The organism is Stutzerimonas sp. KH-1 (assembly GCF_054483855.1).
In genome coordinates this window covers 936,841-961,235 of record NZ_CM137011.1, presented here as the reverse complement: position 1 = coordinate 961,235, position 24,395 = coordinate 936,841, and the positions used below count along the sequence as shown (strand labels likewise).

Annotated in this window: 18 protein-coding genes, 2 tRNA genes and 3 rRNA genes; 9 read left to right on the top strand and 14 right to left on the bottom strand. The window is 60.0% G+C overall.

All coding sequences use genetic code 11. The annotated features are described in order from the left end of the window. Nucleotides 1-57: 57 nt before the first annotated feature. Together ACX1DW_RS04730 and ACX1DW_RS04725 are read left to right on the top strand one after the other, a co-directional pair. Nucleotides 58-1,389 (top strand): DUF2254 domain-containing protein, encoded by a 1,332-nt coding sequence (locus ACX1DW_RS04730; protein WP_133456863.1) that lies wholly within the window; start codon nt 58-60, stop codon nt 1,387-1,389. A 128-nt stretch (nt 1,390-1,517) separates the two neighbouring features. Continuing rightward, nucleotides 1,518-2,825: an MFS transporter gene (locus tag ACX1DW_RS04725; RefSeq protein WP_458992881.1), complete on the top strand. Its 1,308-nt coding sequence runs from the start codon at nt 1,518-1,520 to the stop codon at nt 2,823-2,825. A 4-nt stretch (nt 2,826-2,829) separates the two neighbouring features. Here ACX1DW_RS04725 and arfB read toward each other — a convergent pair whose 3' ends face one another. Continuing rightward, a complete protein-coding gene (gene arfB / locus ACX1DW_RS04720) occupies nt 2,830-3,243 on the bottom strand; it encodes an alternative ribosome rescue aminoacyl-tRNA hydrolase ArfB (protein ID WP_063541835.1) in 414 nt (137 codons plus the stop codon). Nucleotides 3,244-3,377: 134 nt separating this feature from the next. Between arfB and ACX1DW_RS04715 the strand changes: the two genes are divergently transcribed. Continuing rightward, nucleotides 3,378-4,427, top strand: a complete 1,050-nt coding sequence (locus tag ACX1DW_RS04715; protein WP_458992880.1) for a metal-dependent hydrolase — start codon at nt 3,378-3,380, stop codon at nt 4,425-4,427. Nucleotides 4,428-4,463: 36 nt separating this feature from the next. On the opposite strand, the gene ACX1DW_RS04710 is transcribed toward ACX1DW_RS04715, so the two are convergent. The 6 genes from ACX1DW_RS04710 to ACX1DW_RS04685 form a co-directional block, all read right to left on the bottom strand. Beyond that, on the bottom strand, nt 4,464-6,416 hold the full coding sequence (locus ACX1DW_RS04710) for a methyl-accepting chemotaxis protein (protein ID WP_458992879.1): 1,953 nt from the start codon (nt 6,414-6,416) through the stop codon (nt 4,464-4,466). A gap of 237 nt (nt 6,417-6,653) precedes the next feature. Next, complete coding sequence (locus tag ACX1DW_RS04705; protein WP_133456859.1) at nt 6,654-8,432, bottom strand: ABC transporter ATP-binding protein; 1,779 nt, start codon at nt 8,430-8,432, stop codon at nt 6,654-6,656. Next, a complete protein-coding gene (locus ACX1DW_RS04700) occupies nt 8,425-9,024 on the bottom strand; it encodes a DsbA family protein (protein WP_125865810.1) in 600 nt (199 codons plus the stop codon). The genes ACX1DW_RS04705 and ACX1DW_RS04700 overlap by 8 nt, the downstream gene beginning before the upstream one ends. Before the next feature lie 78 nt (nt 9,025-9,102). After that, complete coding sequence (gene trhO / locus ACX1DW_RS04695) at nt 9,103-10,038, bottom strand: oxygen-dependent tRNA uridine(34) hydroxylase TrhO (RefSeq protein WP_458992878.1); 936 nt, start codon at nt 10,036-10,038, stop codon at nt 9,103-9,105. A gap of 126 nt (nt 10,039-10,164) precedes the next feature. Next, nucleotides 10,165-10,461, bottom strand: coding sequence for a BolA family protein (locus tag ACX1DW_RS04690; RefSeq protein WP_013982451.1), 297 nt, complete (start codon nt 10,459-10,461; stop codon nt 10,165-10,167). A gap of 11 nt (nt 10,462-10,472) precedes the next feature. After that, nucleotides 10,473-10,979, bottom strand: a complete 507-nt coding sequence (locus tag ACX1DW_RS04685) for a DUF2059 domain-containing protein (protein WP_019406656.1) — start codon at nt 10,977-10,979, stop codon at nt 10,473-10,475. A gap of 147 nt (nt 10,980-11,126) precedes the next feature. Between ACX1DW_RS04685 and ACX1DW_RS04680 the strand changes: the two genes are divergently transcribed. Further along, on the top strand, nt 11,127-12,521 hold the full coding sequence (locus ACX1DW_RS04680; RefSeq protein WP_267937611.1) for a class II fumarate hydratase: 1,395 nt from the start codon (nt 11,127-11,129) through the stop codon (nt 12,519-12,521). Between the two features lie 377 nt (nt 12,522-12,898). Here the strand turns inward: ACX1DW_RS04680 and rrf are convergent. The 5 genes from rrf to ACX1DW_RS04655 form a co-directional block, all read right to left on the bottom strand. Next, nucleotides 12,899-13,014: ribosomal RNA gene (rrf, locus tag ACX1DW_RS04675) — 5S ribosomal RNA — on the bottom strand. A gap of 135 nt (nt 13,015-13,149) precedes the next feature. Continuing rightward, a 23S ribosomal RNA gene (locus ACX1DW_RS04670) occupies nt 13,150-16,040 on the bottom strand. 256 nt (nt 16,041-16,296) lie between these two features. After that, nucleotides 16,297-16,372: transfer RNA gene (locus ACX1DW_RS04665), tRNA-Ala, on the bottom strand. Between the two features lie 6 nt (nt 16,373-16,378). Further along, nucleotides 16,379-16,455: transfer RNA gene (locus ACX1DW_RS04660), tRNA-Ile, on the bottom strand. A 91-nt stretch (nt 16,456-16,546) separates the two neighbouring features. Next, a 16S ribosomal RNA gene (locus ACX1DW_RS04655) occupies nt 16,547-18,083 on the bottom strand. The 16S, 23S and 5S rRNA genes sit together here with 2 tRNA genes alongside, the layout of an rRNA operon. A 155-nt stretch (nt 18,084-18,238) precedes the next feature. Between ACX1DW_RS04655 and ACX1DW_RS04650 the strand changes: the two genes are divergently transcribed. The 5 genes from ACX1DW_RS04650 (at nt 18,239) to ACX1DW_RS04630 (ending at nt 22,462) form a co-directional block, all read left to right on the top strand. Continuing rightward, on the top strand, nt 18,239-18,553 hold the full coding sequence (locus ACX1DW_RS04650) for a hypothetical protein (RefSeq protein WP_458992877.1): 315 nt from the start codon (nt 18,239-18,241) through the stop codon (nt 18,551-18,553). Nucleotides 18,554-18,785: 232 nt separating this feature from the next. Then, entirely contained in the window at nt 18,786-20,123 is a 1,338-nt protein-coding gene (locus tag ACX1DW_RS04645; RefSeq protein ID WP_102840379.1) for a TRZ/ATZ family hydrolase, read from the top strand. A 145-nt stretch (nt 20,124-20,268) separates the two neighbouring features. Beyond that, nucleotides 20,269-20,967 (top strand): bifunctional 2-polyprenyl-6-hydroxyphenol methylase/3-demethylubiquinol 3-O-methyltransferase UbiG, encoded by a 699-nt coding sequence (ubiG, locus tag ACX1DW_RS04640; protein WP_102840378.1) that lies wholly within the window; start codon nt 20,269-20,271, stop codon nt 20,965-20,967. Next, nucleotides 20,967-21,638, top strand: a complete 672-nt coding sequence (gene mupP / locus ACX1DW_RS04635; RefSeq protein ID WP_102840377.1) for an N-acetylmuramic acid 6-phosphate phosphatase MupP — start codon at nt 20,967-20,969, stop codon at nt 21,636-21,638. Before ubiG ends, mupP begins: the two co-directional genes overlap by 1 nt. A gap of 83 nt (nt 21,639-21,721) precedes the next feature. Continuing rightward, a complete protein-coding gene (locus ACX1DW_RS04630) occupies nt 21,722-22,462 on the top strand; it encodes a YciK family oxidoreductase (RefSeq protein ID WP_102840376.1) in 741 nt (246 codons plus the stop codon). Between the two features lie 46 nt (nt 22,463-22,508). Here ACX1DW_RS04630 and rluB read toward each other — a convergent pair whose 3' ends face one another. Together rluB and ACX1DW_RS04620 are read right to left on the bottom strand one after the other, a co-directional pair. Then, the gene (gene rluB / locus ACX1DW_RS04625) at nt 22,509-23,636 is read right to left on the bottom strand and encodes a 23S rRNA pseudouridine(2605) synthase RluB (RefSeq protein ID WP_102840375.1); all 1,128 of its coding nucleotides are present in this window, start codon (nt 23,634-23,636) and stop codon (nt 22,509-22,511) included. Between the two features lie 104 nt (nt 23,637-23,740). Next, complete coding sequence (locus ACX1DW_RS04620) at nt 23,741-24,385, bottom strand: bifunctional 4-hydroxy-2-oxoglutarate aldolase/2-dehydro-3-deoxy-phosphogluconate aldolase (protein ID WP_458992876.1); 645 nt, start codon at nt 24,383-24,385, stop codon at nt 23,741-23,743. Nucleotides 24,386-24,395 lie beyond the last annotated feature (10 nt).

The following is a 24,395-nucleotide window of genomic DNA, read 5'->3' as shown; positions in this document are numbered from 1 at the left end:
GAACATTTGCCCGTCAGCACTGCCGAAACCGGTACGCACCGCAATCCGGAATCCTGCATGGACACGTCGAGCAACCGGCTGTTTCGCCTCTACCAGCGCATCGTCAGCAGCATCGCCTTCTACCCCGCGCTGATCACACTCGGCCTGGTGCTGCTGTGCATCGTCAGCATCTGGCTGGAGATGACCTACCTGCAGGTCTACAAGGAGGACATCAAACTTGGCCTGGTCAACAACGCCGAAAATGCCCGCCTAATCCTCGGCACCCTGGTCGGCGGCATCGTCTCGCTGATGGTGTTCAGTTTCAGCATGGTGATGGTGGTGCTCAATGCGGCATCCTCGACACTCTCACCGCGCGTCATCCCGAGCCTGATCAGCAGCCGCAACCACCAGTTCATCCTCGGAATCTATCTGGGCACCATCATCGACTCGCTGCTGCTGATCCTGACCATTCAGGAAGGCGACGACATCAACATCCCGAGCCTCGGCATCTTTCTCGCACTAGGGCTGGGGATCGTCAGCCTGTGCCTGTTCATCACTTTCATACGCGGTATCTCGCAATCGATTCAGGTCGATTACATCCTCAATAGCCTGTTCAAGAAGACCCTGAAGGAACTGCAGGTGCAGCAAGGCAAGTTCGAACAGTTCAGCGAACGCCAACAGTGGCCGGATGATCAGAGCTGGCCGGTTACACGCTCGACCCGTGCCGGCTATTTCAAGGCCTTCAACAGTGAGGCGGCCAAGGCGCTGCTGAAGAAGCACGACCTGCGCATGACCATTGAGGTGCACAACGGCTTTTTCGTGATGCCTGGCCACCCACTGTTCAGGCTTAGCCGCCAGGCCGATGAGGAAGTGACCGAGACGCTACTCGATGCCTTCGACTTCTATGTCGAGGAGTACGCGAACCAGCATTATTTCTTTGGTTTCAAGCAGATATCCGAGATCGCCAGCAAGGCACTAAGCCCAGGCATCAATGACCCGGGCACGGCGATCAAGGCAATCGACATGCTTGGCGTGCTTTTCGCCGAGCGCCTGAAGCTGCCGGATTTCGACGTTGCCAGCAAGCCCGACGAACCGCCGCGGCTGTACATTCGCGAGCTGGAGCTGCAACAGATGCTCCTGGCCGTACTGGGGCCGCCACGGCACTATGGCGGCGGCGATACCCAGGTCGTGCTCAGCCTCTTGCAGTGCTTCAAGAACCTCTTGTTCTGCGATCCTGGGCCCGAAACCGAAGCCGTTCTGCTGGGGCATGCGCAGGCAGTGCTCGACAAGGCGCAGGAAAGCATCGCCCTGCGGCCGGACCGCGAGGCAATAGACGCTGCCGTGCAGCAGCTCAACGAGGCCATCAGCCACAACGCTGCGCTGGAAAGTCCGATGCGCGCGGAATCCTGAACGGGAAAAACTGCCCAAGCAACCGACGGCAGAGCCCAGCGGAGCATATCGTCCGCACATACCGTTTCACGGTGGCCCGCGGACAAGCAGGTTGCCATCACCGTATTAGTTGCCTAGGGTTGTTCGACATGAAGTCCTTGATTGCCCCCATCAGTTCGTTGCTGGGCGGAGTAGCTTTGCTGCTGCTCGGCCACGGGCTGCTCAACACACTCCTGACCCTGCGCGGCGTTGCCGAAGGTTACTCGACTGGCGTGATCGGCCTGCTGATGTCCGGCTATTTTGCCGGCTTCCTGATCGGCACCTGGCTGGCGCCCTCGCTGATCCGCCGTATCGGCCATATCCGTACGTTCTCCTTCTACGCCTCGGTGGCCGCCACCGCCGTGCTGCTGCACGTGATGATCGTCAATCCATGGGTATGGCTGGTGCTGCGGGTGGTCTATGGCATCGCGCTGGTCACGCTGTACATGGTCATTGAGAGCTGGCTCAACGCCCAGGTCAGCGGCGAGAAGCGCGGCCAGGTATTTGCCGTATACATGGCGGTCAATCTGGGTGCCCTGGCGGCGGCGCAGCAATTGCTGGGGCTCGACAGCCCGATGGAATTCACCCTGTTCGCCCTGGCGACCATCCTCATCGGCGGCGCGATGATGCCCATTACGCTGACCCGCCAGCCGCAGCCGACCCTGCCCGACATTCCCCCGACCGATCTGCTGCAACTGGCGCGCATCGCCCCGCTGCCGCTGATGGCGGCCGGGATATCCGGCTTCGTCCTCGGCGGGTTCTGGGGCCTGGCGCCGGTGTACGCCAGCGAGATCGGCTTCGATGCGGCCGGCGTGGGCCTGCTGATGAGCATCACCATCCTCGGCGGCGCCGTGCTGCAGTGGCCGATCGGGCTGTTTTCCGACAAACATGAGCGGCGCACCGTGCTGCTCTGGGTGGTAGCGCTGGCTGCCGTTCTCGCGCTCGCCGTGGCACCGCTGATGGCCAGCCCGTTGCTGCTGGGGCTGATGTTCGTCTGGGGCGGGCTGGCCTTTTCCATCTACTCCATCGCCGTCGCGCAGATGGTCGATCAACTCAATCCCGACGAGATCCTGTCCGGCTCCAGCGGCCTGCTATTGGCCAACGGCTTCGGCGCCGCACTGGGCCCGGTGGCGGCCGGCGGCCTGATGCATCTGGCCGGCCCCATCGCCCTGCCGCTGTTCTTCGCGGTAGGCCTCGGCGTGCTGGCTTTCTATGCGTTCTACCGGCCGCGCAAGGTGTTCGACTTGGTCACCGAACCGCACGGACACTTCACGCCGATCCTGCGCACCAGCCCCACGGTCATGGAGTTGATGCCCGACACGCCGGAAGACGCTGCCAGCCACGAACCGGCCAACGAAAGCGAGCTGGACGACATGCCTCCCGCCGAGGCAACAGACGAGGTGCGCACCGGCACCTGAAGGCTTAGTAGTCCACCCGCCCGCGCCCGGCCTTGATCGCACCGCGTTTGCTCTTGCCCTCCAGGCGGCGCTTCTTCGAGCCCAGGGTCGGCTTGGTCGGGCGGCGGGCCTTCTCCACTTTGCCGACGCTGCGAATCAGCTCCGCCAGCCGCTCGAGCGCGTCGAGACGGTTCTGCTCCTGGGTGCGATAGCGCTGCGCCTTGATGATGACCACGCCCTCCGCGGTGATGCGACTGTCGCGCAGCGCCAGTAGACGCTCCTTGTAGAATGCCGGTAGCGAGGATGCCTGGATATCGAAGCGCAGGTGCAAGGCGCTGGACACCTTGTTGACGTTCTGCCCGCCGGCACCCTGGGCGCGTATTGCGGTCAATTCGATCTCGGCATCCGGCAGCTGCACGGTGTTGGAGATTTCCAGCATAGGTGGGCGCCATGGACGATTGAGCCGCGATTGTCCTATGCCATGCCCAGCCACGACATACTTTTTCGAAATTTGCCGATCGGGTGCCGCCAGCGCTTCGGCTAAGGTAACTACCCGCCCCAAGGGACCTGCATATGGACTCGATCACCCAGGCCGTACTCGGCGCCAGCGTGCAGGGCGCGATGCTCGGACGCTGGCAAGGTCGCAAGGCGCTCGCCTACGGCGCCATACTCGGCACCCTGCCCGACCTCGACGTGGTCATCGACTACGGGGATGCGGTCGCCAACATGACCTATCACCGCGGCTTCAGCCATTCGCTGTTCGTCCTCAGCCTGCTCGCCGTATTGCTGACCTGGCTGATCCGGCGATTCCGCCCCGACGAGCGATACTCCGGCACCCGACTGTTCCTCACCATCTGGCTGGTGCTGATCACTCACGTGCTGCTTGACGCCTTCACCAGCTATGGCACACAGCTGCTATGGCCGTTGACCACACCGCCGATCGCCTGGTCCAGCATCTTCATCATCGACCCGCTCTACAGCGTGCCGCTGCTGATCGCGGTGCTGGCCGGCGCGCTGTTCGGCCTGCATGGCCGCACGGCCCGATGGCCCGCTTACGCGCTGGTGCTGACCACTTGCTACCTGGGCTTCACCCTTGCCGGCAAACAGATGGCCGAGCAGCGCGTGCAAGCGAGCATCACCCGCCAGGGCATCGAGGTCGAGCGGATGTTCAGCACACCGACGCCGTTCAACAGCCTGCTCTGGCGGGTGATTCTGGTGGACGGCGAGCACTACTACGAAACGCTGGTCAGCTGGCTGGACGTTGCGCCGCCGAGCCTGGTGCGTCTCCCGCGCAACGCGCACCTTGCCGACGCACTGCAGGAATCGCCGCAGCACCAACGCCTGCGATGGTTTACCGGCGATATGCTGCGCTACGACAAGGATGGCGATCAGTTACTGGTCACCGATCTGCGGCTGGGCATGACCGGGTTCCATCCGTTTCGCTTCCCTCTGGCCGAACGCAGCGCCGAGGGCTGGCAGCTGGTGGAACGCCCCGAACGCCTGCCGGCCAATCGGGGCGATATGCGCCGCCTGGAGAGCATCTGGCAGCGCGTCTGGCGGCAGGAACCCGCGCTGCCCCTGGCCGCCTGGGCGGCCGAGCTGAACGGCAAGGCGATCAGATAACGCGGCTCGAGCGCGAGCCGCGTCTGCCGCGCGCCGTCAGGTACGGAACTGGCGGACCAGCTCCTGCAGCTCCACGCCCAGGCGAGCCAGCTCGGCGCTGGCACCGGCGGTCTGTTCTGTGGCACTGGCGCTCTGATCGCCGATATCACGCACGCGCGTCACGCTTTCGGAAATGTTCTCGGCTACCGCGCTCTGCTGCTCGGCTGCCGCGGCGATCTGCTGGTTCATCTGCTCGATGGTGGACACTGACTCGGTGATCCGCCCCAACGCAACACCCGCTTCGTTAGCCAACTCGACGGTGCGCTGGGTGAGGCTACGGCTGCTCTGCATCTGTTCCACCGCTTGCTGCGCAACGCGCTGCAGATTGCCGATCAGGCCTTCGATCTCTTCGGTGGAGTCGTGGGTGCGCCGCGCCAGGGCGCGCACTTCGTCCGCAACAACAGCGAAGCCGCGGCCCTGCTCGCCAGCGCGAGCCGCCTCGATGGCCGCGTTCAGTGCCAATAGATTGGTCTGCTCGGCGACCGCACGAATTACTTCGAGCACGCTGCCGATCCGCCCGCTTTCGGCGTGCAGCGCTTCGATGGCGTGGGCCGACTGGTCCACCTCGCCGGCCAGACTACCGATCTGCCCGACTGCATCGCGCACCACCCGATCACCCTGGCGAGCCTGCTGGTCAGCCTGCCGCGCCGCGGTCGAAGCCTGTTCAGCATTGCGCGCAACCTCCTGCACCGTCGCCGCCATCTCGTGCATCGCAGTCGCCACCTGCTCGGTCTCGACACGCTGGGTCTGCACACCAGTGCTGGTTTGCGCGGTCACTGCCGAGAGCTGGTCAGCCGCCGCGGCGATCTGGCTGACGCCGCCACCGATGCGCCCGATCAGGTTACGCAGGCTGGTGGTCATGTCGTGCATGGCGTTCTGCAGCTGGCCGACCTCATCGCGACGCGCGCTCGCCTGAGAATGGGTCAGGTCGCCAGCAGCAACGCGCTGAGCTTGCTGGACGGTGCTGCGAAGCGGACCGACGATCATTCGCGAAATCACCGTGGCGGCCACCAGGCCGACGAGAATGGCCAGCGCGCCAATCACGCCGAGCAGCATGTAGCTGCTGCTTTTCTGTTGCTGCATGACGCTGCTGGCATTGGCCAAGGCCTCGTCGGCAGCTGCGATCACCACTTCGGACTGCTGAGCCATCGACTGTTCGAGCGCGAGGCGTTCGCTACGATTCTGACGAAACTCGTCGAACGCCAGTTTGTACTGGTCCAGCTCGGCCAGGGCCTTGTCCATGGAAGCCTTCTGGTCATCGTTCAGCCAGATATTGAGATTGCTACCGATGGTGGTCACGTTCCCGTGCAAGTCGCTCCAACCGGTGGCCGCTTCATCTGAGCTGCTGGCAACGTAGACATTCTCCAGGGTACGCATGTCCAGAATCTGCTTGGTCAGCCCCGATGTCGCCTCGGCTACCGTCAGCGGATCGCTACCCTTGAGCCGATCCCCCTCCAGCCGCAGAACCCGTACCGCGTCGTACATGTCCAGCTCGATGAACTCGAACTCTTCACGACTGACCTGGGCTGCCTCCTGCATCCGCGTGCGCAGCGCCACGCCGCGCTCGATCAACTGCATGTAGCGGTCGAACTTCTGCGCGTATTCGTCCGCTGCCTGGCTAATCCGCGTCAGATGGGCCCGCTCGGCAGCATCGGAGCTGGTCGTTAGGCTCGTCAGCTTCTGATTCAGCTGCTGTAACGAGCCACGCAAGGCCTCCGCAGAGGACGCCTGGCGAGTCAGCGCGTAGTCACGCTCGGCACCACGCGCCGCCAGAATGGAGGCGTTGACGCTGGAAAGCTGCTCGATCTGCTGAGCCCGACCGAGAATCTCATCGACGGCAACGAACCCGGTAGCGGCCACTCCAAGCGTGAGCAGCAGTACCAGACCGAAACCCCCGACGAGCTTTTTGCCGACCGAGAGGTTAGTGAGTGAATTCAGCACTGGTTCCATCAGAGAAGTTCCACAAAAGAGGCACGAACGGGAAGTCGGCAGAGATTACTAATAGTTGAGCGTTGTAGCTGGATATTTTTGGCGCCTTAAGACTGGCGGTACGTGCGAACGGCCTTCCCCCTAGGCCCGGCCGGCGTCAGCTCGTCCTTCTGCGGACGCGGATCAGCTGCGCTTTCAGCCAAGCCTAGTGGCGAACGCGGTGGAATCAGCTGCGGATGAATGACGTGCTTACGACAGCTAGTGCTGCAGGTGCCCATAGAGCCGAGCGTAAAGCCCACCCTCGGCGATGAGCTGCTGGTGGCCGCCGTCTTCGGCGATGCGGCCAGCGTCGAAGACCAGTACGCGATCCGCCTGTTTCACCGCCGACAGGCGATGGGCAATGATCAGGGTCGTACGCCCCTGAAGGAAACGATTGAGGCCTTGATGCAGGGCATACTCCGTCGCCGCATCCAAGGCGGATGTGGCCTCGTCGAGGATCACCACCTTCGGCTCGGCCAGGATCATCCGCGCGACGGCCAGGCGCTGCCGCTGCCCGCCGGACAGACGCACGCCGGAACGGCCGACAATGCTGTCCAGACCGTTCGGCAGCTGGCGAATGGTATCGGCCAGCTGAGCGATCTCCAGCGCCCGCCAGCAGGCGTCGTCATCTCGCTCGCGGCCCATCATCAGGTTGGCTCGCACGCTGTCGTTGAACAGCGCGGGGTGCTGCAGCACCACTGCAACGTTGTCGCGCACAGTCCCCAGCCCGATCTCTTCAAGCGGCACGCCGCCGAACTGGATTTGCCCGGCCTGCGGCTGATAGAGGCCCAGCAGCAGCTGCACCAGGGTGCTCTTGCCGCCGCCGCTGGCTCCAACGATTGCGACCTTCTCTCCCGGCGCTATGCTGAGGTCAAGCCCTTCCAGAACCGGTTCATCCTGATAAGCGAAGCGCAGACCTCGCACATCGATGGCCACCGTCGTCTGGCCGGCGAAAGGATCGCGCCCGCCGGCGTACTGCGGCTCGTCCGCCCTCGCCAGCAGCTGATTGATGCGGCCCAGCGCACCGCCAGCTGCGTAGAAGGCGTACTGCAGGCTCAGCAGTTGCTCCACCGGACCAATCATGAACCAGAGGTAGCTGAACACCGCCAGCATCTGGCCAATCGACAGATCGGAAAACAGCACCGTGAGCATTGCCGCGGCGCGAAATACATCGATGCCGAACTGGAATAGCAGGCCGCTGGCACGGTTGGACGCGTCGGTTTTCCACTGCGATGCAACCGCGTAGTCGCGTACCTCCCGCGCGCGCAAACCCAGGCGACCGAGGAAGAATCCCTGCCGGTTGCCAGCGCGCACTTCCTGGATAGCGTCGAGGGTTTCCGTGAGCGCCTGGGTGAAACGCGACGTGCTGTCGTTCTCCAGCTTCTTCAGGTGCTTCACGCGCTTGCCCAGCTGAACCGTGGCGTAGATCACCAGCGGATTGAACAGAAGGATCAACAACGCCAGCTGCCAGTGCATCCATACCAGAATGGCCGCTGTGCCGAAAATCGACAGCACGGCCACCAGCAGACGGCTGAGCGTATCGCCGATGAACTTGTCGATGGTCTCCAGATCGGTGACCAGGTGCGCCGCCACCGTGCCGCCGCCGAGGCTTTCGTATTCCGCCAGGGCAATGCGTTTGAGCCGCTCGATCAGGCGCACGCGAATGCGGTACACGATGTCCTTCGACAGCCTCGCGAACAGGCGCGCCTGCAACACGTTGAACACCAGCGCAGAAGATCGCAATACCAGGGTCACACCGAGCATGAGCCCGATATAGCCAACTGCGGTTTCCCAGCTGGCAGGCAGAAAGCGATCCATGATCTGCAGCGCCGAATCGCCCGCCCCGAGCAGCACCTCGTCGACCAACAGCGGCAGCAGTAACGGAATCGGCACGCTACAGAGCGTCGCCAGCACGGCAACCAGATTCGCCAGGATCAGCGCCTTGCGATGGTGCAGTGCGAGCCGGCGTATCTCTGCCCAGCTGAGTTGGTCAGCCATGGGCGTTGCGCTCCAGCCAACGTTCCAATAGCGGGCTTAGTGCAGATAGCGGCTGATAGCCATTGGTGACCAGCGCCAGTTGCCCTTCGTGCTCGGCCAGCAGTGTGGGGAAGCCGGCAATACCGAGGTTCTCGACCCAGGCGAAGTCAGCCGCGGTGGCTGCCTTGGTGGCCGGGTCGTCATAACGCTCGGCGAACTGACTGCGCGAAAGACCAGCGGTCTCGGCCAGGTCCACCAGCACCGCTGGCAGGGTCACATCGCACCCGTGCTGGTAGAACGCCTGTTGAATCGCCAATGACAGCGACCAGACGCGAGATTCATCGAGGCTGCGAGCAGCTACAAGCGCACGGCAGGCGGGCTCCGTGTTGTAGATCAACGCTTCAGGCAAGCCCTTATCCAGATTGAACGACTGACCTGTCGTCGAGTGCACGGCCTGCCAGTAGGACAGCGTGCGCTGCCGCCCTGCCTGGTCCATCACGCCCTGCTCGCGACGCAGCCCGCCCACCCTCAGACCGAGCGATACGCCCTGAGCCGCGGCTTGCTCGGCCAACGCCGTCATTACCGGCGCGAATCCCCAGCACCATGAGCACATGGGGTCCATCACATAGATCAGTCGGGCCACTTCGAGACTCCACAACTACCTGGTGGGCCGACGCACGGCCAGTTGGCTTCAGCGATCCAGTTCTCTGGGGTCGCGGCCGATGGGATGCGGCTGGTTGCGCTGACGCGCCAGCTCGATCTGTTTCTGCCGCTCGCGGGCACCGGCGCGCGTCTTTTCGCTCAGCGTGCTCCAGCAATGCGGACAGCTGATACCCGCAGCGTAGTGCTCCGATTGCCGGTCTTCCACGGACAGCGGGGCGCGGCAGGCATGGCACAAGTCGAACTCACCGGCACTGAGGTCGTGGCGAACGGTGACCCGGTTGTCGAACACGAAGCAGTCGCCCTTCCAGCGCGACTGGGTTTCGGGTACCTCTTCCAGGTATTTGAGAATACCGCCCTTGAGGTGATAGACCTCTTCGAAGCCTTCGCCGAGCATGTAGCTCGAGGCCTTTTCACAGCGAATGCCACCGGTGCAGAACATCGCGACCTTCTTGTGCTTCGCCGGGTCGTAATGCGCCTTGATGTAATCGGGGAATTCGCGGAACGACTTGGTCTGCGGATCGATCGCGCCCTCGAAGGTACCGATCGCCACTTCGTAGTCGTTGCGGGTGTCGATCAGCAGAACCTCGGGATCGTCGATCAGCGCGTTCCAATCTCGCGGCTCGACGTAGGTACCGACCCGCTGATTGGGATCGACACCGGGTACGCCCAGCGTGACGATCTCCTTCTTCAGCTTCACCTTGGTGCGATAGAACGGCTGTTCGTCGCAGTAGGATTCCTTGTGGTCGATGTCAGCCAGGCGAGGGTCTCGGCGAAACCAGTCGAGCAGCGCATCGATCGCCTCGCGGGTGCCGGATACCGTGCCGTTGATGCCCTCCTCCGCCAGCAGCAGGGTGCCCTTGATGCCGTTTTCGGTAAGCGTCGTGAAAAGAGGGTCACGCAAGGCGACGTAGTCCGGCAGCGATACGAACTTGTACAGCGCTGCCACAACGATTTTTCGTGTCATGGGTACTTCCACCAGTGGTCACCCGCGTAAAGGGTGGACCGGATACAAACGAAAGCGCCGGCGTGGGCCGGCGCGAGCGCGATTCTAGCAAAGAACATCCGGGATGTTTCCCGTCCGTTGTCGCCTCTATTTATGCCCACCGGCGCAAACCGGTGATGCCGGAGCCACACGCTGCTGGGCCCATTCTTCCGGCGTGTAGGTGTGCAGGGCGAGTGCATGGATCTGCTGCATCAGCGGGCCCATGGCGGCGTAGGCTTTCTGGTGCCGCTTGACCGAGTTCAGACCCGCGAACTGCTCGCTGACGATGACCGCCTTGTAGTGCGTCTCCAGGCCGCGGCTGTGAGTGTGGCTTTCATCGAGCACTTCCAGGTGCTCGGGCTGCAGAACCTGCAGGGCGTTTTGGATCAGATCGAGTTTGCGCATTGCCTGCTCTCTCAAGGCTTCTGTTTTTCGAGTTCGGCCGTCATGTCGGCCAACAGCTTGTTCACTTCCGGCACCGCACTTTCGAGTTTGGCCTGGGTTAGCTGGGCAGACCGTGCGTTGAGCTCCGGCAACTTGGCGAGCATCTTCTTGCCCAGTGGCGACTGATAGAAATCGATCAGCTGATTCAACTCGGTTTCGGAAAACTGACTGGTATACAGGGACACCAGATCGGGCTTCAGCTTGTCCCAGCCTATGGCCTTGTCTAGCGCAGTGTTGGCCTGGGCCTGATAGCGCTCGAGCATCGCCTTCTTGCTCTCGGGCGCCTGAGCCTCGGCGAAACGCTGCGCGAACATCTGCTGTACTTGTGCATAGACAGGCACTGCAAGCCGATCGGCGTTCGCCAGCTTGAGGAAACGTTCCGCGCTGCTGGCGTGGCTGGCGGTGTCGGCCAATGCCGAAGAACTGATGCAGAAAAACAACATTGCACAGCGCAACGCCTGGGTACGTAAGGTTGGCATTGGAAATCCCTTGGGAAGGCAATAGATAGCCCTCAATGGACACATTCTGCGCCGAGAGTTCCAATGCCTCAAGCGACGACCGGCGGGCTATGGAACCGCCGGCACCGCAAGGCGGCCTAAACCAGCAATATCGAGCAGGAGCATGGCATGACGCGTATAGAAACCGACAGCCTGGGGCAGGTCGAAGTACCGGAGCAGGCTTACTGGGGTGCCCAGACGCAACGTTCGCTGAGCAATTTCGCAATCGGTGCCGAGCGCATGCCGATCGAGGTGCTGCATGCGCTGGCGCTGATCAAGAAGGCGGCAGCCAGGGTCAACAACCGCATCGGCGACCTGCCGCCCGACGTCGCGCGACTGATTGAACAGGCCGCCGACGAGATCCTGCATGCCCAGCACGACGACCAGTTTCCGCTGGTGGTCTGGCAGACCGGTAGCGGCACGCAGAGCAACATGAACGTCAACGAGGTCATCGCCGGTCGCGCCAACGAGCTGGCCGGTGGCAAGCGTGGCGGCAAGTCTCCCGTGCATCCCAACGACCACGTCAATCGCGCGCAAAGCTCCAACGACTGCTTCCCCACAGCGATGCACATCGCCGCTGCCAAGGCGGTCCACGGTGAGCTGCTTCCGGCTTTGGCCGAGCTGTCCGGCGGGCTGGCCGAACTGGCCGCGCGGCACAACAAGCTGATCAAGACCGGGCGCACCCATATGATGGACGCCACGCCGATCACCTTCGGCCAGGAAATGTCGGCATTCGTCGCTCAGCTCGACATCGCCGAGCGGACGATTCGCCAGTGCCTTCCGGCTGTTTATGAACTGGCGCAAGGCGGCACCGCAGTAGGTACCGGTTTGAACTCGCCACATGGCTTCGCCGAAGCGATCGCAGCCGAGCTGGCCGCCCTTTCCGGGCTGCCGTTCGTCTCGGCACCGAACAAGTTCGCCGCCTTGGCCGGCCACGAGCCACTGGTCGCGCTGTCCGGCGCGCTGAAGACGCTGGCGGTCGCCTTGATGAAACTGGCCAATGATCTTCGTCTGCTCGGCTCAGGACCTCGCGGAGGCTTCGCCGAAGTGCGATTGCCGGCCAACGAGCCTGGCAGCTCGATCATGCCAGGCAAGGTCAACCCGACCCAGTGCGAAGCGCTCTCAATGCTCGCCTGCCAGGTGATGGGCAACGACATGACCATCAGCTTCGCAGCGAGCCAGGGTCATCTGCAGCTCAACGTGTTCAAGCCGGTGATCATCCACAACCTGCTCCAGTCGATTCGGCTTCTGTCCGACGGCTGTCGCAACTTCAATACCCACTGCATCACCGGCCTCGAACCCGACCCGGCACGCATGGCAGAACATCTTGAGCGCGGTCTCATGCTGGTCACTGCGCTGAATCCGCATATCGGCTATGACCGAGCGGCCGAGATCGCGAAGAAGGCTTATGCCGAAGGCGCCACTTTGAGAGAGGCTGCGCTGGAGCTTGGCTATTTGACTAGTGAAGAGTTCGACGATTGGGTACGTCCGGAGACCATGCTGGGTTCGGGCAACAGCGATTAAAGCAAACGGCGGGCGGCTTGGAGTCGAGGTTTGAGCAGTGAGGTCTCGGTCAGTCCGCTGGCACGTTCCTGCCAGCTGCTGCGATAACAGCTATAAGGCCCTATCCGCCCTGCTATGAACTAGGCATTGACCGAAGCAGTCCAGGTCATGCACTCGCAATCTGATCATGGCGAAGCGTGCAATTTCGTGAATCGCGACGAAGCGCGCAATTTTACGCGCTTTGCCCGCGTGATTCATGCGCCGTTATCGATGCTTGGCAGTGCTTCCATCACCAAGGCGTTTGCTACGGTTAGCTAGAACGCTCTGATTCCGCCCATTTCCCGGGCGCAAAAGCAAACCCCCGGCCCGCATATGCGGGTCGGGGGTTTGGGATAGGCGCTTGACGATGACCTACTCTCACATGGGGAGACCCCACACTACCATCGGCGATGCGTCGTTTCACTTCTGAGTTCGGGATGGGATCAGGTGGTTCCAACGCTCTATAGTCGTCAAGCAATTCGGTTGCTGCCTCGGGGTTGAGCCGCTGCAGCGAATTGGGTATGTGATCGAATCGGTATTGCGTGTTCGTGCAGATTTTCGGTCTGTATTGTCGACTTACCGTCTAACAGCCAAATTGTTTGGGTGTTATATGGTCAAGCCTCACGGGCAATTAGTATTGGTTAGCTCAACGCCTCACAGCGCTTACACACCCAACCTATCAACGTCGTAGTCTTCGACGGCCCTTCAGGGAGCTCAAGGCTCCAGTGAGATCTCATCTTGAGGCAAGTTTCCCGCTTAGATGCTTTCAGCGGTTATCTCTTCCGAACATAGCTACCCGGCAATGCCACTGGCGTGACAACCGGAACACCAGAGGTTCGTCCACTCCGGTCCTCTCGTACTAGGAGCAGCCCCTCTCAAATCTCAAACGTCCACGGCAGATAGGGACCGAACTGTCTCACGACGTTCTAAACCCAGCTCGCGTACCACTTTAAATGGCGAACAGCCATACCCTTGGGACCGGCTTCAGCCCCAGGATGTGATGAGCCGACATCGAGGTGCCAAACACCGCCGTCGATATGAACTCTTGGGCGGTATCAGCCTGTTATCCCCGGAGTACCTTTTATCCGTTGAGCGATGGCCCTTCCATACAGAACCACCGGATCACTAAGACCTACTTTCGTACCTGCTCGACGTGTCTGTCTCGCAGTCAAGCGCGCTTTTGCCTTTATACTCTGCGACCGATTTCCGACCGGTCTGAGCGCACCTTCGTACTCCTCCGTTACTCTTTAGGAGGAGACCGCCCCAGTCAAACTACCCACCATACACTGTCCTCGATCCGGATAACGGACCAGAGTTAGAACCTCAAGGTTGCCAGGGTGGTATTTCAAGGATGGCTCCACGCGAACTGGCGTCCACGCTTCAAAGCCTCCCACCTATCCTACACAAGCAAGCTCAAAGTCCAGTGCAAAGCTATAGTAAAGGTTCACGGGGTCTTTCCGTCTAGCCGCGGATACACTGCATCTTCACAGCGATTTCAATTTCACTGAGTCTCGGGTGGAGACAGCGCCGCCATCGTTACGCCATTCGTGCAGGTCGGAACTTACCCGACAAGGAATTTCGCTACCTTAGGACCGTTATAGTTACGGCCGCCGTTTACCGGGGCTTCGATCAAGAGCTTCGCTTGCGCTAACCCCATCAATTAACCTTCCGGCACCGGGCAGGCGTCACACCCTATACGTCCACTTTCGTGTTTGCAGAGTGCTGTGTTTTTAATAAACAGTCGCAGCGGCCTGGTATCTTCGACCGGCATGAGCTTACTGAGCAAGTCATTCACCCTCACCGGCGCACCTTCTCCCGAAGTTACGGTGCCATTTTGCCTAGTTCCTTCACCCGAGTTCTCTCAAGCGCCTTGGTATTCTCTACCCAACCACCTGTGTCGGTTTGGGGTACGGTTCCTAGTTACCTGAAGCTTAGAGGCTTTTCCTGGAAGCATGGCATCAACCACTTCGCTTTCTAAAAGAAAGCTCGTCATCAGTTCTCGGCATTAAGATCCCGGATTTACCTAAGATCTCTGCCTACCACCTTAAACAAGGACAACCAACGCCTTGCTGGCCTAGCCTTCTCCGTCCCCCCATCGCAGTAACTAGAAGTACGGGAATATTAACCCGTTTCCCATCGACTACGCTCTTCAGCCTCGCCTTAGGGACCGACTCACCCTGCGTCGATTAACGTTGCGCAGGAACCCTTGGTCTTTCGGCGTGCGAGTTTTTCACTCGCATTGTCGTTACTCATGTCAGCATTCGCACTTCTGATACCTCCAGCGAGCTTCTCAACTCACCTTCACAGGCTTACAGAACGCTCCTCTACCGCTCATCTTGCGATGAACCCGTAGCTTCGGTACCTGGTTTGAGCCCCGTTACATCTTCCGCGCAGGCCGACTCGACTAGTGAGCTATTACGCTTTCTTTAAAGGATGGCTGCTTCTAAGCCAACCTCCTAGCTGTCTAAGCCTTCCCACATCGTTTCCCACTTAACCAGGATTTTGGGACCTTAGCTGACGGTCTGGGTTGTTTCCCTTTTCACGACGGACGTTAGCACCCGCCGTGTGTCTCCCGTGCTGACACTTGCTGGTATTCGGAGTTTGCATCGGTTTGGTAAGTCGGGATGACCCCCTAGCCGAAACAGTGCTCTACCCCCAGCAGTGATACACGAGGCGCTACCTAAATAGCTTTCGAGGAGAACCAGCTATCTCCGAGCTTGATTAGCCTTTCACTCCGATCCACAGGTCATCCGCTAACTTTTCAACGGTAGTCGGTTCGGTCCTCCAGTCAGTGTTACCTAACCTTCAACCTGCCCATGGATAGATCGCCCGGTTTCGGGTCTATTCCCAGCGACTAGACGCCCTATTAAGACTCGCTTTCGCTACGCCTCCCCTATTCGGTTAAGCTCGCCACTGAAAATAAGTCGCTGACCCATTATACAAAAGGTACGCAGTCACCTAACAAAGTAGGCTCCCACTGCTTGTACGCATACGGTTTCAGGTTCTATTTCACTCCCCTCTCCGGGGTTCTTTTCGCCTTTCCCTCACGGTACTGGTTCACTATCGGTCAGTCAGTAGTATTTAGCCTTGGAGGATGGTCCCCCCATGTTCAGACAAAGTTTCTCGTGCTCCGTCCTACTCGATTTCACTTCTAAGATCCTTTCGCGTACAGGGCTATCACCCACTATGGCCGCACTTTCCAGAGCGTTCCGCTAAAATCAAAGAAGCTTAAGGGCTAGTCCCCGTTCGCTCGCCACTACTAAGGGAATCTCGGTTGATTTCTTTTCCTCAGGGTACTTAGATGTTTCAGTTCCCCTGGTTCGCCTCACACACCTATGTATTCAGTGTGTGATAACCATCTTATGATGGCTGGGTTCCCCCATTCAGAGATCTCCGGATCAAAGTCTGTTTGCCGACTCCCCGAAGCTTTTCGCAGGCTACCACGTCTTTCATCGCCTCTGACTGCCAAGGCATCCACCGTATGCGCTTCTTCACTTGACCATATAACCCCAAGCAATCTGGTTACTGTCTATAACGTGAAGACGACATTCGCCGAAAATTTGCATAGAGAACACGCAAATTTTACCTTGACGCGACATGCTGCCAGTGAAAGCAACACATCGGTCTACTTCTATCACATACCCAAATTTTTAAAGAACAGTTCTGGCGCAAAGTCCAGAAATCAATGTTCATCCCAGGCGATCAATCATCATCCTGGTAAAACACTCATTTCTGAGCTTTCGGCGACTAGAGTTAATGGTGGAGCCAAGCGGGATCGAACCGCTGACCTCCTGCGTGCAAAGCAGGCGCTCTCCCAGCTGAGCTATGGCCCCTTCGATTGGTGGGTCTGGGCAGATTCGAACTGCCGACCTCACCCTTATCAGGGGTGCGCTCTAACCAACTGAGCTACAGACCCAATCGTTACTCTCGGGTCTAAACCCAATCGCCTTTCGCAAGTGAATCAAGCAATTCGTGTGGGAGCTTATGACGAAGCCGGTGTCTTCGATTAAGGAGGTGATCCAGCCGCAGGTTCCCCTACGGCTACCTTGTTACGACTTCACCCCAGTCATGAATCACTCCGTGGTAACCGTCCCCCCGAAGGTTAGACTAGCTACTTCTGGAGCAACCCACTCCCATGGTGTGACGGGCGGTGTGTACAAGGCCCGGGAACGTATTCACCGTGACATTCTGATTCACGATTACTAGCGATTCCGACTTCACGCAGTCGAGTTGCAGACTGCGATCCGGACTACGATCGGTTTTATGGGATTAGCTCCACCTCGCGGCTTGGCAACCCTTTGTACCGACCATTGTAGCACGTGTGTAGCCCAGGCCGTAAGGGCCATGATGACTTGACGTCATCCCCACCTTCCTCCGGTTTGTCACCGGCAGTCTCCTTAGAGTGCCCACCTTAACGTGCTGGTAACTAAGGACAAGGGTTGCGCTCGTTACGGGACTTAACCCAACATCTCACGACACGAGCTGACGACAGCCATGCAGCACCTGTGTCAGAGTTCCCGAAGGCACCAATCCATCTCTGGAAAGTTCTCTGCATGTCAAGGCCTGGTAAGGTTCTTCGCGTTGCTTCGAATTAAACCACATGCTCCACCGCTTGTGCGGGCCCCCGTCAATTCATTTGAGTTTTAACCTTGCGGCCGTACTCCCCAGGCGGTCGACTTAATGCGTTAGCTGCGCCACTAAGATCTCAAGGATCCCAACGGCTAGTCGACATCGTTTACGGCGTGGACTACCAGGGTATCTAATCCTGTTTGCTCCCCACGCTTTCGCACCTCAGTGTCAGTATTAGCCCAGGTGGTCGCCTTCGCCACTGGTGTTCCTTCCTATATCTACGCATTTCACCGCTACACAGGAAATTCCACCACCCTCTGCCATACTCTAGCTCGCCAGTTTTGGATGCAGTTCCCAGGTTGAGCCCGGGGCTTTCACATCCAACTTAACGAACCACCTACGCGCGCTTTACGCCCAGTAATTCCGATTAACGCTTGCACCCTTCGTATTACCGCGGCTGCTGGCACGAAGTTAGCCGGTGCTTATTCTGTCGGTAACGTCAAAACAGCAAGGTATTAGCTTACTGCCCTTCCTCCCAACTTAAAGTGCTTTACAATCCGAAGACCTTCTTCACACACGCGGCATGGCTGGATCAGGCTTTCGCCCATTGTCCAATATTCCCCACTGCTGCCTCCCGTAGGAGTCTGGACCGTGTCTCAGTTCCAGTGTGACTGATCATCCTCTCAGACCAGTTACGGATCGTCGCCTTGGTGAGCCTTTACCTCACCAACTAGCTAATCCGACCTAGGCTCATCTGATAGCGTGAGGTCCGAAGATCCCCCACTTTCTCCCGTAGGACGTATGCGGTATTAGCGTTCCTTTCGAAACGTTGTCCCCCACTACCAGGCAGATTCCTAGGCATTACTCACCCGTCCGCCGCTGAATCATGGAGCAAGCTCCACTCATCCGCTCGACTTGCATGTGTTAGGCCTGCCGCCAGCGTTCAATCTGAGCCATGATCAAACTCTTCAGTTCAATACTGCTTGGGTTTTGAGAAAACCCTAAACTTGGCTCAGCAATCGCAAATCTCTTACTAGAAAGAGTAACTCTCGAATTAACGAGTGTTGCTTTGTGATGCTGATAATCTTGCGACTACCAGTCTTACATTCACAAGCACCCACACGAATTGCTTGATTCAGTTGTTAAAGAGCGTTTCGATCAAGCCTTTCGTCTCAACCGAGGCCGCGCATTCTACAGCAGCCTTTCTTGCTGTCAAGCTGTTTTTCGAAAATTTCTTTTCTACTCAACCGCTTGCCGCCTCGATCAATCTGCATCTCTCGTCAGCGGGAGGCGAATCATACAGCGATCAGAACCGCTGTCAACCACCTCTTTCAACCGCCTTCGATCAATCCGACCGAAGCCACCAACAGGACTCAACCACCACCCTGTCAGCGCGGCGTATTCTACTCGAATCCGCCACCAGCGCAACCCTTTTATTTAGCTAACCTTTTGATTTACAAGAGGTTTTGCTTGAGGACTGCGCCGGAAGTGGTGCGCATTATAGGCACCTGAAAACGGGCGTCAACCGTTTATTTTGGTTCTCGTTCGTCAAGGGAGTACCGGCCATACATTCTATGGCCCGACGAGCAAGCCATCCTTCATACGTGTGGCTTTCTTCAAACCAGTCCGGCCTGCCATTACACTATCGATCTTATCCATCCCTAGCTACGGCCTCCCATGCCCCATCCAAGTGACACCCCGTTCGACCTGCTTCTATTACCAACGTGGCTCGTTCCGGTAGAACCTGCAGGGGTCGTGCTTAGGGAGCACGGGCTCGGCATTCGAGATGGGCGCATAGTACTTATCGCTCCCCAAGCCGAAGCACTCAAATACGGGGCGAATGAGATCCGACATCTCCAAGGTATGCTGCTCGCCCCCGGCCTCATCAATGCACATGGTCACGCTGCCATGACCTTGTTTCGAGGGCTGGCCGATGATCTATCGCTGCAGCGCTGGCTGCGGGAGCATATTTGGCCGGCTGAGTCACGCTGGGTCGATGAAGACTTCGTGCGATGCGGCACCGAACTTGCGATCGCCGAGCAGCTGAAAAGCGGGGTCACGTGCTTTTCGGATATGTACTTTTACCCCAAGGTCATCAGCGAGCTTGTACACCGGCATGGGGTACGCGCGCAGATAACCATTCCCGTACTGGATTTCCCTGTTCCGGGCGCACGCGATGCAGACCAAGCACTGCGCACCGGTGTAGCTCTATTCGACGATCTCAAGCATCACCCGCGCATTTCGATCGCCTTCGGGCCACATGCCCCTTATTCGATTACGGACGACAAGCTTGAGGCGATCCGGATCCTGGTAGCGGAAATGGACGCCGGTATCCACATGCACATTCATGAAACGGCGCAAGAAGTTCAGGAAGCGTTGCGCAAGCATGGCGAGCGCCCGCTGGCGCGTCTCGCGAGGCTGCAGCTGCTCGGCCCTCGCTTTCAGGCCGTGCACATGACTCAGGTTGATGAGTCCGATATTGCACTGCTCACCGAGCACAACTGCAGTGTCATCCACTGCCCGGAATCCAACCTCAAGCTCGCTAGCGGTTTCTGCCCGATCGAGCGGTTATGGGAGGCGGGAATCAACGTAGCAGTGGGGACCGATGGCGCTGCGAGCAACAATGACCTGGACCTTCTCGGGGAAACCCGCACCGCGGCCTTGCTGGCGAAGGCTGTCGCGGGCTCCGCGACAGCTCTGGATGCCCATCGCGCGCTACGCATGGCTACCCTCAATGGCGCCCGAGCCCTGGGTATAGACGACCAGACCGGCTCTTTGGAGATCGGTAAGTTCGCAGACCTCGTTGCATTTGATCTTTCCGGTCTGAGCCAGCAACCGATATATGATCCAGTATCCCAGCTTATCTATTCCACCGGCAGAGACACGGTCCAACACGTATGGGTCGGAGGCAAGCAGCTGCTCGAGAAAGGACAACTGCTCCGAATGGATGAACAACGGATAATCACCGAGGCGTGTCGCTGGGGAGAACGCATCGCAAGTACGAACAATGGCTAAAGCCCTCGGACGGCCCCAGAGGCCAACCTACGCGACAACCTGACATAAGAATCCAGGCGGCAATTGCACCACCTTTCCAGCCGAAGCTGGCAACATGCGCATTTGCAGTTCGAACTTTTCCACAAGCCTTCTAACGGACCGGACCATGAGCAATGTCGACCACGCTGAAATCGCCAAATTCGAAGCCCTTGCCCATCGCTGGTGGGATCGTGAAAGCGAGTTCAAACCATTGCACGAGATCAATCCGCTTCGCGTGAATTGGATCGACGAACATATCTCGCTGGCAGGTAAAAAGGTCATCGACATCGGATGCGGAGGCGGCATCCTCAGCGAGGCCATGGCGCACCGTGGGGCCGAAGTCACGGGTATCGACATGGGCGAAGCCCCTCTGTCCGTTGCCCGTTTGCATCTTCTTGAGTCCGGACTCGAGATCGATTATCGGCAGATCACCGCCGAAGCCATGGCCGCAGAGGCGCCGGAGCAATTCGACGTGGTCACCTGTCTCGAGATGCTCGAACACGTACCGGACCCGGCCTCAGTCATCCGGGCCTGCGCCACACTGGTCAAACCGGGCGGCCAGGTGTTCTTCTCCACCATCAACCGCAACCCGAAAGCCTACGCGTTCGCCATCATCGGCGCGGAGTATGTGCTGCAGCTGCTTCCGCGCGGCACACATGATTTCAAGAAATTCATCCGCCCTTCCGAGCTCGGCGCCTGGAGCCGTGATGCCGGCTTGGCCGTGAAGGACATCATCGGCCTTACCTACAACCCGCTGACCAAGCACTACAAGCTGTCAGCGGACGTCGACGTAAACTACATGGTCCAGACCGTCAAGGAGTCCTGATGCGCCTGCGCGCTGTTCTGTTCGACATGGACGGTACCCTGCTCGATACCGCTCCCGATTTCATCGCCGTGGCCCAGGCCATGCGGATTGCACGCGGTCTCGAGCCCGTGCCGGATCACCAGATTCGTGACGTGGTGTCCGGTGGTGCCAGAGCCATGGTGCTCGGCGCCTTCGATGTGGACCCCATGTCGGACGAGTTCGAAGGATTGCGCCTGGAGTTTCTTGCGCGCTACCAGGAGCATTGCGCCGTGCATAGCCGCCTCTACGACGGCATGGCGGAACTACTGGACGAAATCGAGCGGTCCAACCTGCGCTGGGGTGTGGTAACCAACAAGCCGCTGCGTTTCGCCGAACCGATCATGCAGCAGCTGGGCCTCGCGTCCCGTTCCGCCGTGCTGATCTGTCCTGACCACGTCGCCAACAGCAAGCCCGACCCCGAGCCGATGCTCCTCGCGTGCAAGCAGCTCGACCTTGACCCGTCTACGGTGCTGTTCGTCGGCGATGACCTGCGCGATATCGAATCGGGCCGCGCGGCCGGCAGCAGGACCGCCGCGGTGCGCTATGGCTATATCCATCCACAAGACAACCCGAGCAACTGGGGCGCGGACGTAGTGGTGGATCACCCGCTGGATCTGCGCCAGGTCCTGGACAGCGCCCTGTGCAGCTGCTGAAGCAGCGATAGCGCCACCAACATAGAGTTATCGCTCGGCAACGGCTGCCGAGCACCCATCAATTTCGATCTACGAGGCAAACGATGTTCGAGTACTCCGCCCGCCCCGACCTCCTCGCAGGGCGCATCATTCTGGTCACCGGCGCTGGCCGTGGCATCGGCGAAGCTGCTGCCAAGGCCTACGCGGCCCACGGAGCAACCGTGCTGCTGTTGGGCAAGAATGAAGACAATCTGAATCGGGTGTACGACGAAATCGAAGCAGCCGGCCATCCGCGCCCCGCTGTCATCCCCTTCAATCTGGAGACAGCCCTGCCGCATCAGTACGACGAGCTGGCAGCCATGATCGAAGGGGAGTTCGGACACCTCGACGGGCTGCTGCACAACGCTGCGATCGTTGGCCCTCGCACGCCGATCGAGCAGTTGTCCGGCGACAACTTCATGCGAGTCATGCAGGTCAATGTGAACGCGATGTTCATGCTGACCAGTACCCTGCTGCCGCTGCTCAAGCTCTCCAAGGACGCCTCAGTGATCTTCACCTCCAGCAGCGTCGGACGTAAAGGACGCGCCTATTGGGGTGCCTACGCCGTATCGAAGTTCGCCACGGAAGGACTGATGCAGGTCTTGGCCGACGAACTGGATAACACCGCACCGGTGCGTGCCAACAGCGTCAATCCGGGCGCTACCCGTACCGATATGCGCGCCAAGGCTTATCCAGGCGAGAACCCACTGGTCAATCCGTTGCCCGAAGAAATTATGCCGGTCTATCTGTACCTGATGGGCCCGGATAGCGCCGGTATCAACGGCCAGGCGCTGGACGCGCAGTGAAGCCGTGCAGCGCAGCCGGTCATCCGCTGCGCTGCAGGCGGGCCGATCAGGGACGCTTGCTACGCTCGCGGCCGAACCCGGGCCGCTGACCCTCTCCGGCCGGCTTCCTCGCCGGGCCAGATGAGGGCCCGCTTCCTTCGCGGCGCTTGCCACCCTTGCGGTTATCCCCCGGACGCTCGGCGACCGGCGTTCCACGAGGCTTGTCGCTGCTCCGCGGCTTGCGCTCGCTCTTGTCGTCTCGAGCCACCCGCGTTTTTTCCGCTACAGGCGCGTCGGCCTCATGGGCCGGACGAAGGACGCGTGGCCGCCGCTCGCCCCGCCCCATTGGCTTGGCTACCTTGCGCTGCATACGGTCGATTTTCTCCTTGGCCTTGGCCTTCATGCTCGGCAGCGCGACCGGCTTGAGGCCGACCTCCTCGCTGAGAATGTCCACCTCGGCTTGCGACATCTCGCGCCAGCGCCCCATGGGCAGGTCTGACGTCATGAAAACTGGCCCGAAACGAACACGCTTCAGCCGACTGACGACCAGCCCCTGAGACTCCCAAAGCCGACGAACCTCACGGTTGCGGCCTTCCATGACCACGCAGTGATACCAATGGTTGAAGCCCTCGCCACCAGGCGCTTCCTGGATATCGGTGAAGCGCGCCGGGCCATCCTCCAGCATCACACCGGTTTTCAAGCGTTCGATCATCTCGTCGTCGACCTCGCCACGCACACGCACTGCATACTCGCGGTCCATTTCGTACGAGGGGTGCATCAGACGATTGGCAAGCTCACCGTCAGTAGTGAACAGCAGCAGCCCCGTCGTGTTGATGTCGAGCCGGCCGATATTGATCCAACGACCCTCTTTGGGACGTGGCAGGCGATCGAACACCGTAGGGCGGCCTTCGGGGTCGTTGCGGGTGCAAATCTCGCCGTCGGGCTTGTTGTAGATCAACACACGCCGCACCACCTGGCTTGCTTCGTCCCGCTTGAGCAGACGGCCATCGACCGCGATGGCGTCGTGGGAATCGACACGCTGGCCGAGTGTGGCAACCGCGCCATTGACCTTGACGCGGCCCTCGACGATCCACTTTTCGACGTCGCGACGCGACGCGATGCCCAGACGGGCAAGGACTTTCTGCAACTTCTCGCCGTGCGTGGCGTGGATCGTGGTTTCTTCGTGCTCGGTCATCTGGGCACCTCCCGGTGTGGCAATCCGATTGAAAGGGCGCGAATCATACGCGGATCGCGCCGGCTGCGCACCTCGCGGCGGCTGGACGGAGGCGCCAATTAGCACTAGGTCAGAGCGGCTAGCGCCTGCGCGGTACGCTGCTGGATGCCCGCCCAGTCCCCGCGCTCCAGCGTTGCGCTGTCGATCATCCAGGTGCCGCCGACGCACATGACGTTCGTCAGCGCCAGGTACTGAGCGGCATTGGCAGCGCTCACCCCGCCAGTCGGGCAGAACCGAACGTCCCCGAACGGTCCGCCGAGGGCCTTGAGCGCGGCGATGCCGCCACACACCTCGGCCGGGAACAGTTTGAAGCGGCGATAACCCAGCGCGTACCCTTCCATGACGTCGGACGCACTGCTCGTGCCCGGTAGCAAGGGTACCGAGCAGCTCACCCCGGCTTCGAGGATGTCGCGGGTAGAGCCCGGCGTGACGATGAACTGGGCGCCGGCCGCCTCCACTTCGTCCATCATGCGCCGGTCCAGGACGGTTCCGGCGCCGATGCAGAGGTCCGGTCGTTCCTGGCGCAACCGCTGAATAGCGGTCAGACCATGACGCGAGCGCAAGGTAATCTCCAGAGTACGCAGGCCACCCGCCGACAAGGCATCGGCGAGCGGCAGGATCTGCTCTTCGCTGTCAATGGTGATGACCGGCAGAATCCGCGCCGCGACGCAGATCCGTTCGATCAGGGCATTCTTCTGGTCCATGGTCATGCAGGAGTCC

What these genes read in the sequence shown, in the direction of transcription:
- ACX1DW_RS04710 (WP_458992879.1), bottom strand. Translation starts at nt 6,416, where the DNA reads ATGGAACCAGTGCTGAATTCACTCACTAACCTCTCGGTCGGCAAAAAG.
- ACX1DW_RS04680 (WP_267937611.1), top strand. Translation starts at nt 11,127, where the DNA reads ATGACGCGTATAGAAACCGACAGCCTGGGGCAGGTCGAAGTACCGGAG.
- trhO (WP_458992878.1), bottom strand. Translation starts at nt 10,038, where the DNA reads ATGACACGAAAAATCGTTGTGGCAGCGCTGTACAAGTTCGTATCGCTG.
- mupP (WP_102840377.1), top strand. Translation starts at nt 20,967, where the DNA reads ATGCGCCTGCGCGCTGTTCTGTTCGACATGGACGGTACCCTGCTCGAT.
- ACX1DW_RS04715 (WP_458992880.1), top strand. Translation starts at nt 3,378, where the DNA reads ATGGACTCGATCACCCAGGCCGTACTCGGCGCCAGCGTGCAGGGCGCG.
- ACX1DW_RS04730 (WP_133456863.1), top strand. Translation starts at nt 58, where the DNA reads ATGGACACGTCGAGCAACCGGCTGTTTCGCCTCTACCAGCGCATCGTC.
- ubiG (WP_102840378.1), top strand. Translation starts at nt 20,269, where the DNA reads ATGAGCAATGTCGACCACGCTGAAATCGCCAAATTCGAAGCCCTTGCC.
- ACX1DW_RS04645 (WP_102840379.1), top strand. Translation starts at nt 18,786, where the DNA reads ATGCCCCATCCAAGTGACACCCCGTTCGACCTGCTTCTATTACCAACG.
- ACX1DW_RS04685 (WP_019406656.1), bottom strand. Translation starts at nt 10,979, where the DNA reads ATGCCAACCTTACGTACCCAGGCGTTGCGCTGTGCAATGTTGTTTTTC.
- ACX1DW_RS04690 (WP_013982451.1), bottom strand. Translation starts at nt 10,461, where the DNA reads ATGCGCAAACTCGATCTGATCCAAAACGCCCTGCAGGTTCTGCAGCCC.
- ACX1DW_RS04620 (WP_458992876.1), bottom strand. Translation starts at nt 24,385, where the DNA reads ATGACCATGGACCAGAAGAATGCCCTGATCGAACGGATCTGCGTCGCG.
- ACX1DW_RS04700 (WP_125865810.1), bottom strand. Translation starts at nt 9,024, where the DNA reads ATGTGCTCATGGTGCTGGGGATTCGCGCCGGTAATGACGGCGTTGGCC.
- ACX1DW_RS04705 (WP_133456859.1), bottom strand. Translation starts at nt 8,432, where the DNA reads ATGGCTGACCAACTCAGCTGGGCAGAGATACGCCGGCTCGCACTGCAC.
- rluB (WP_102840375.1), bottom strand. Translation starts at nt 23,636, where the DNA reads ATGACCGAGCACGAAGAAACCACGATCCACGCCACGCACGGCGAGAAG.
- ACX1DW_RS04630 (WP_102840376.1), top strand. Translation starts at nt 21,722, where the DNA reads ATGTTCGAGTACTCCGCCCGCCCCGACCTCCTCGCAGGGCGCATCATT.
- ACX1DW_RS04725 (WP_458992881.1), top strand. Translation starts at nt 1,518, where the DNA reads ATGAAGTCCTTGATTGCCCCCATCAGTTCGTTGCTGGGCGGAGTAGCT.
- arfB (WP_063541835.1), bottom strand. Translation starts at nt 3,243, where the DNA reads ATGCTGGAAATCTCCAACACCGTGCAGCTGCCGGATGCCGAGATCGAA.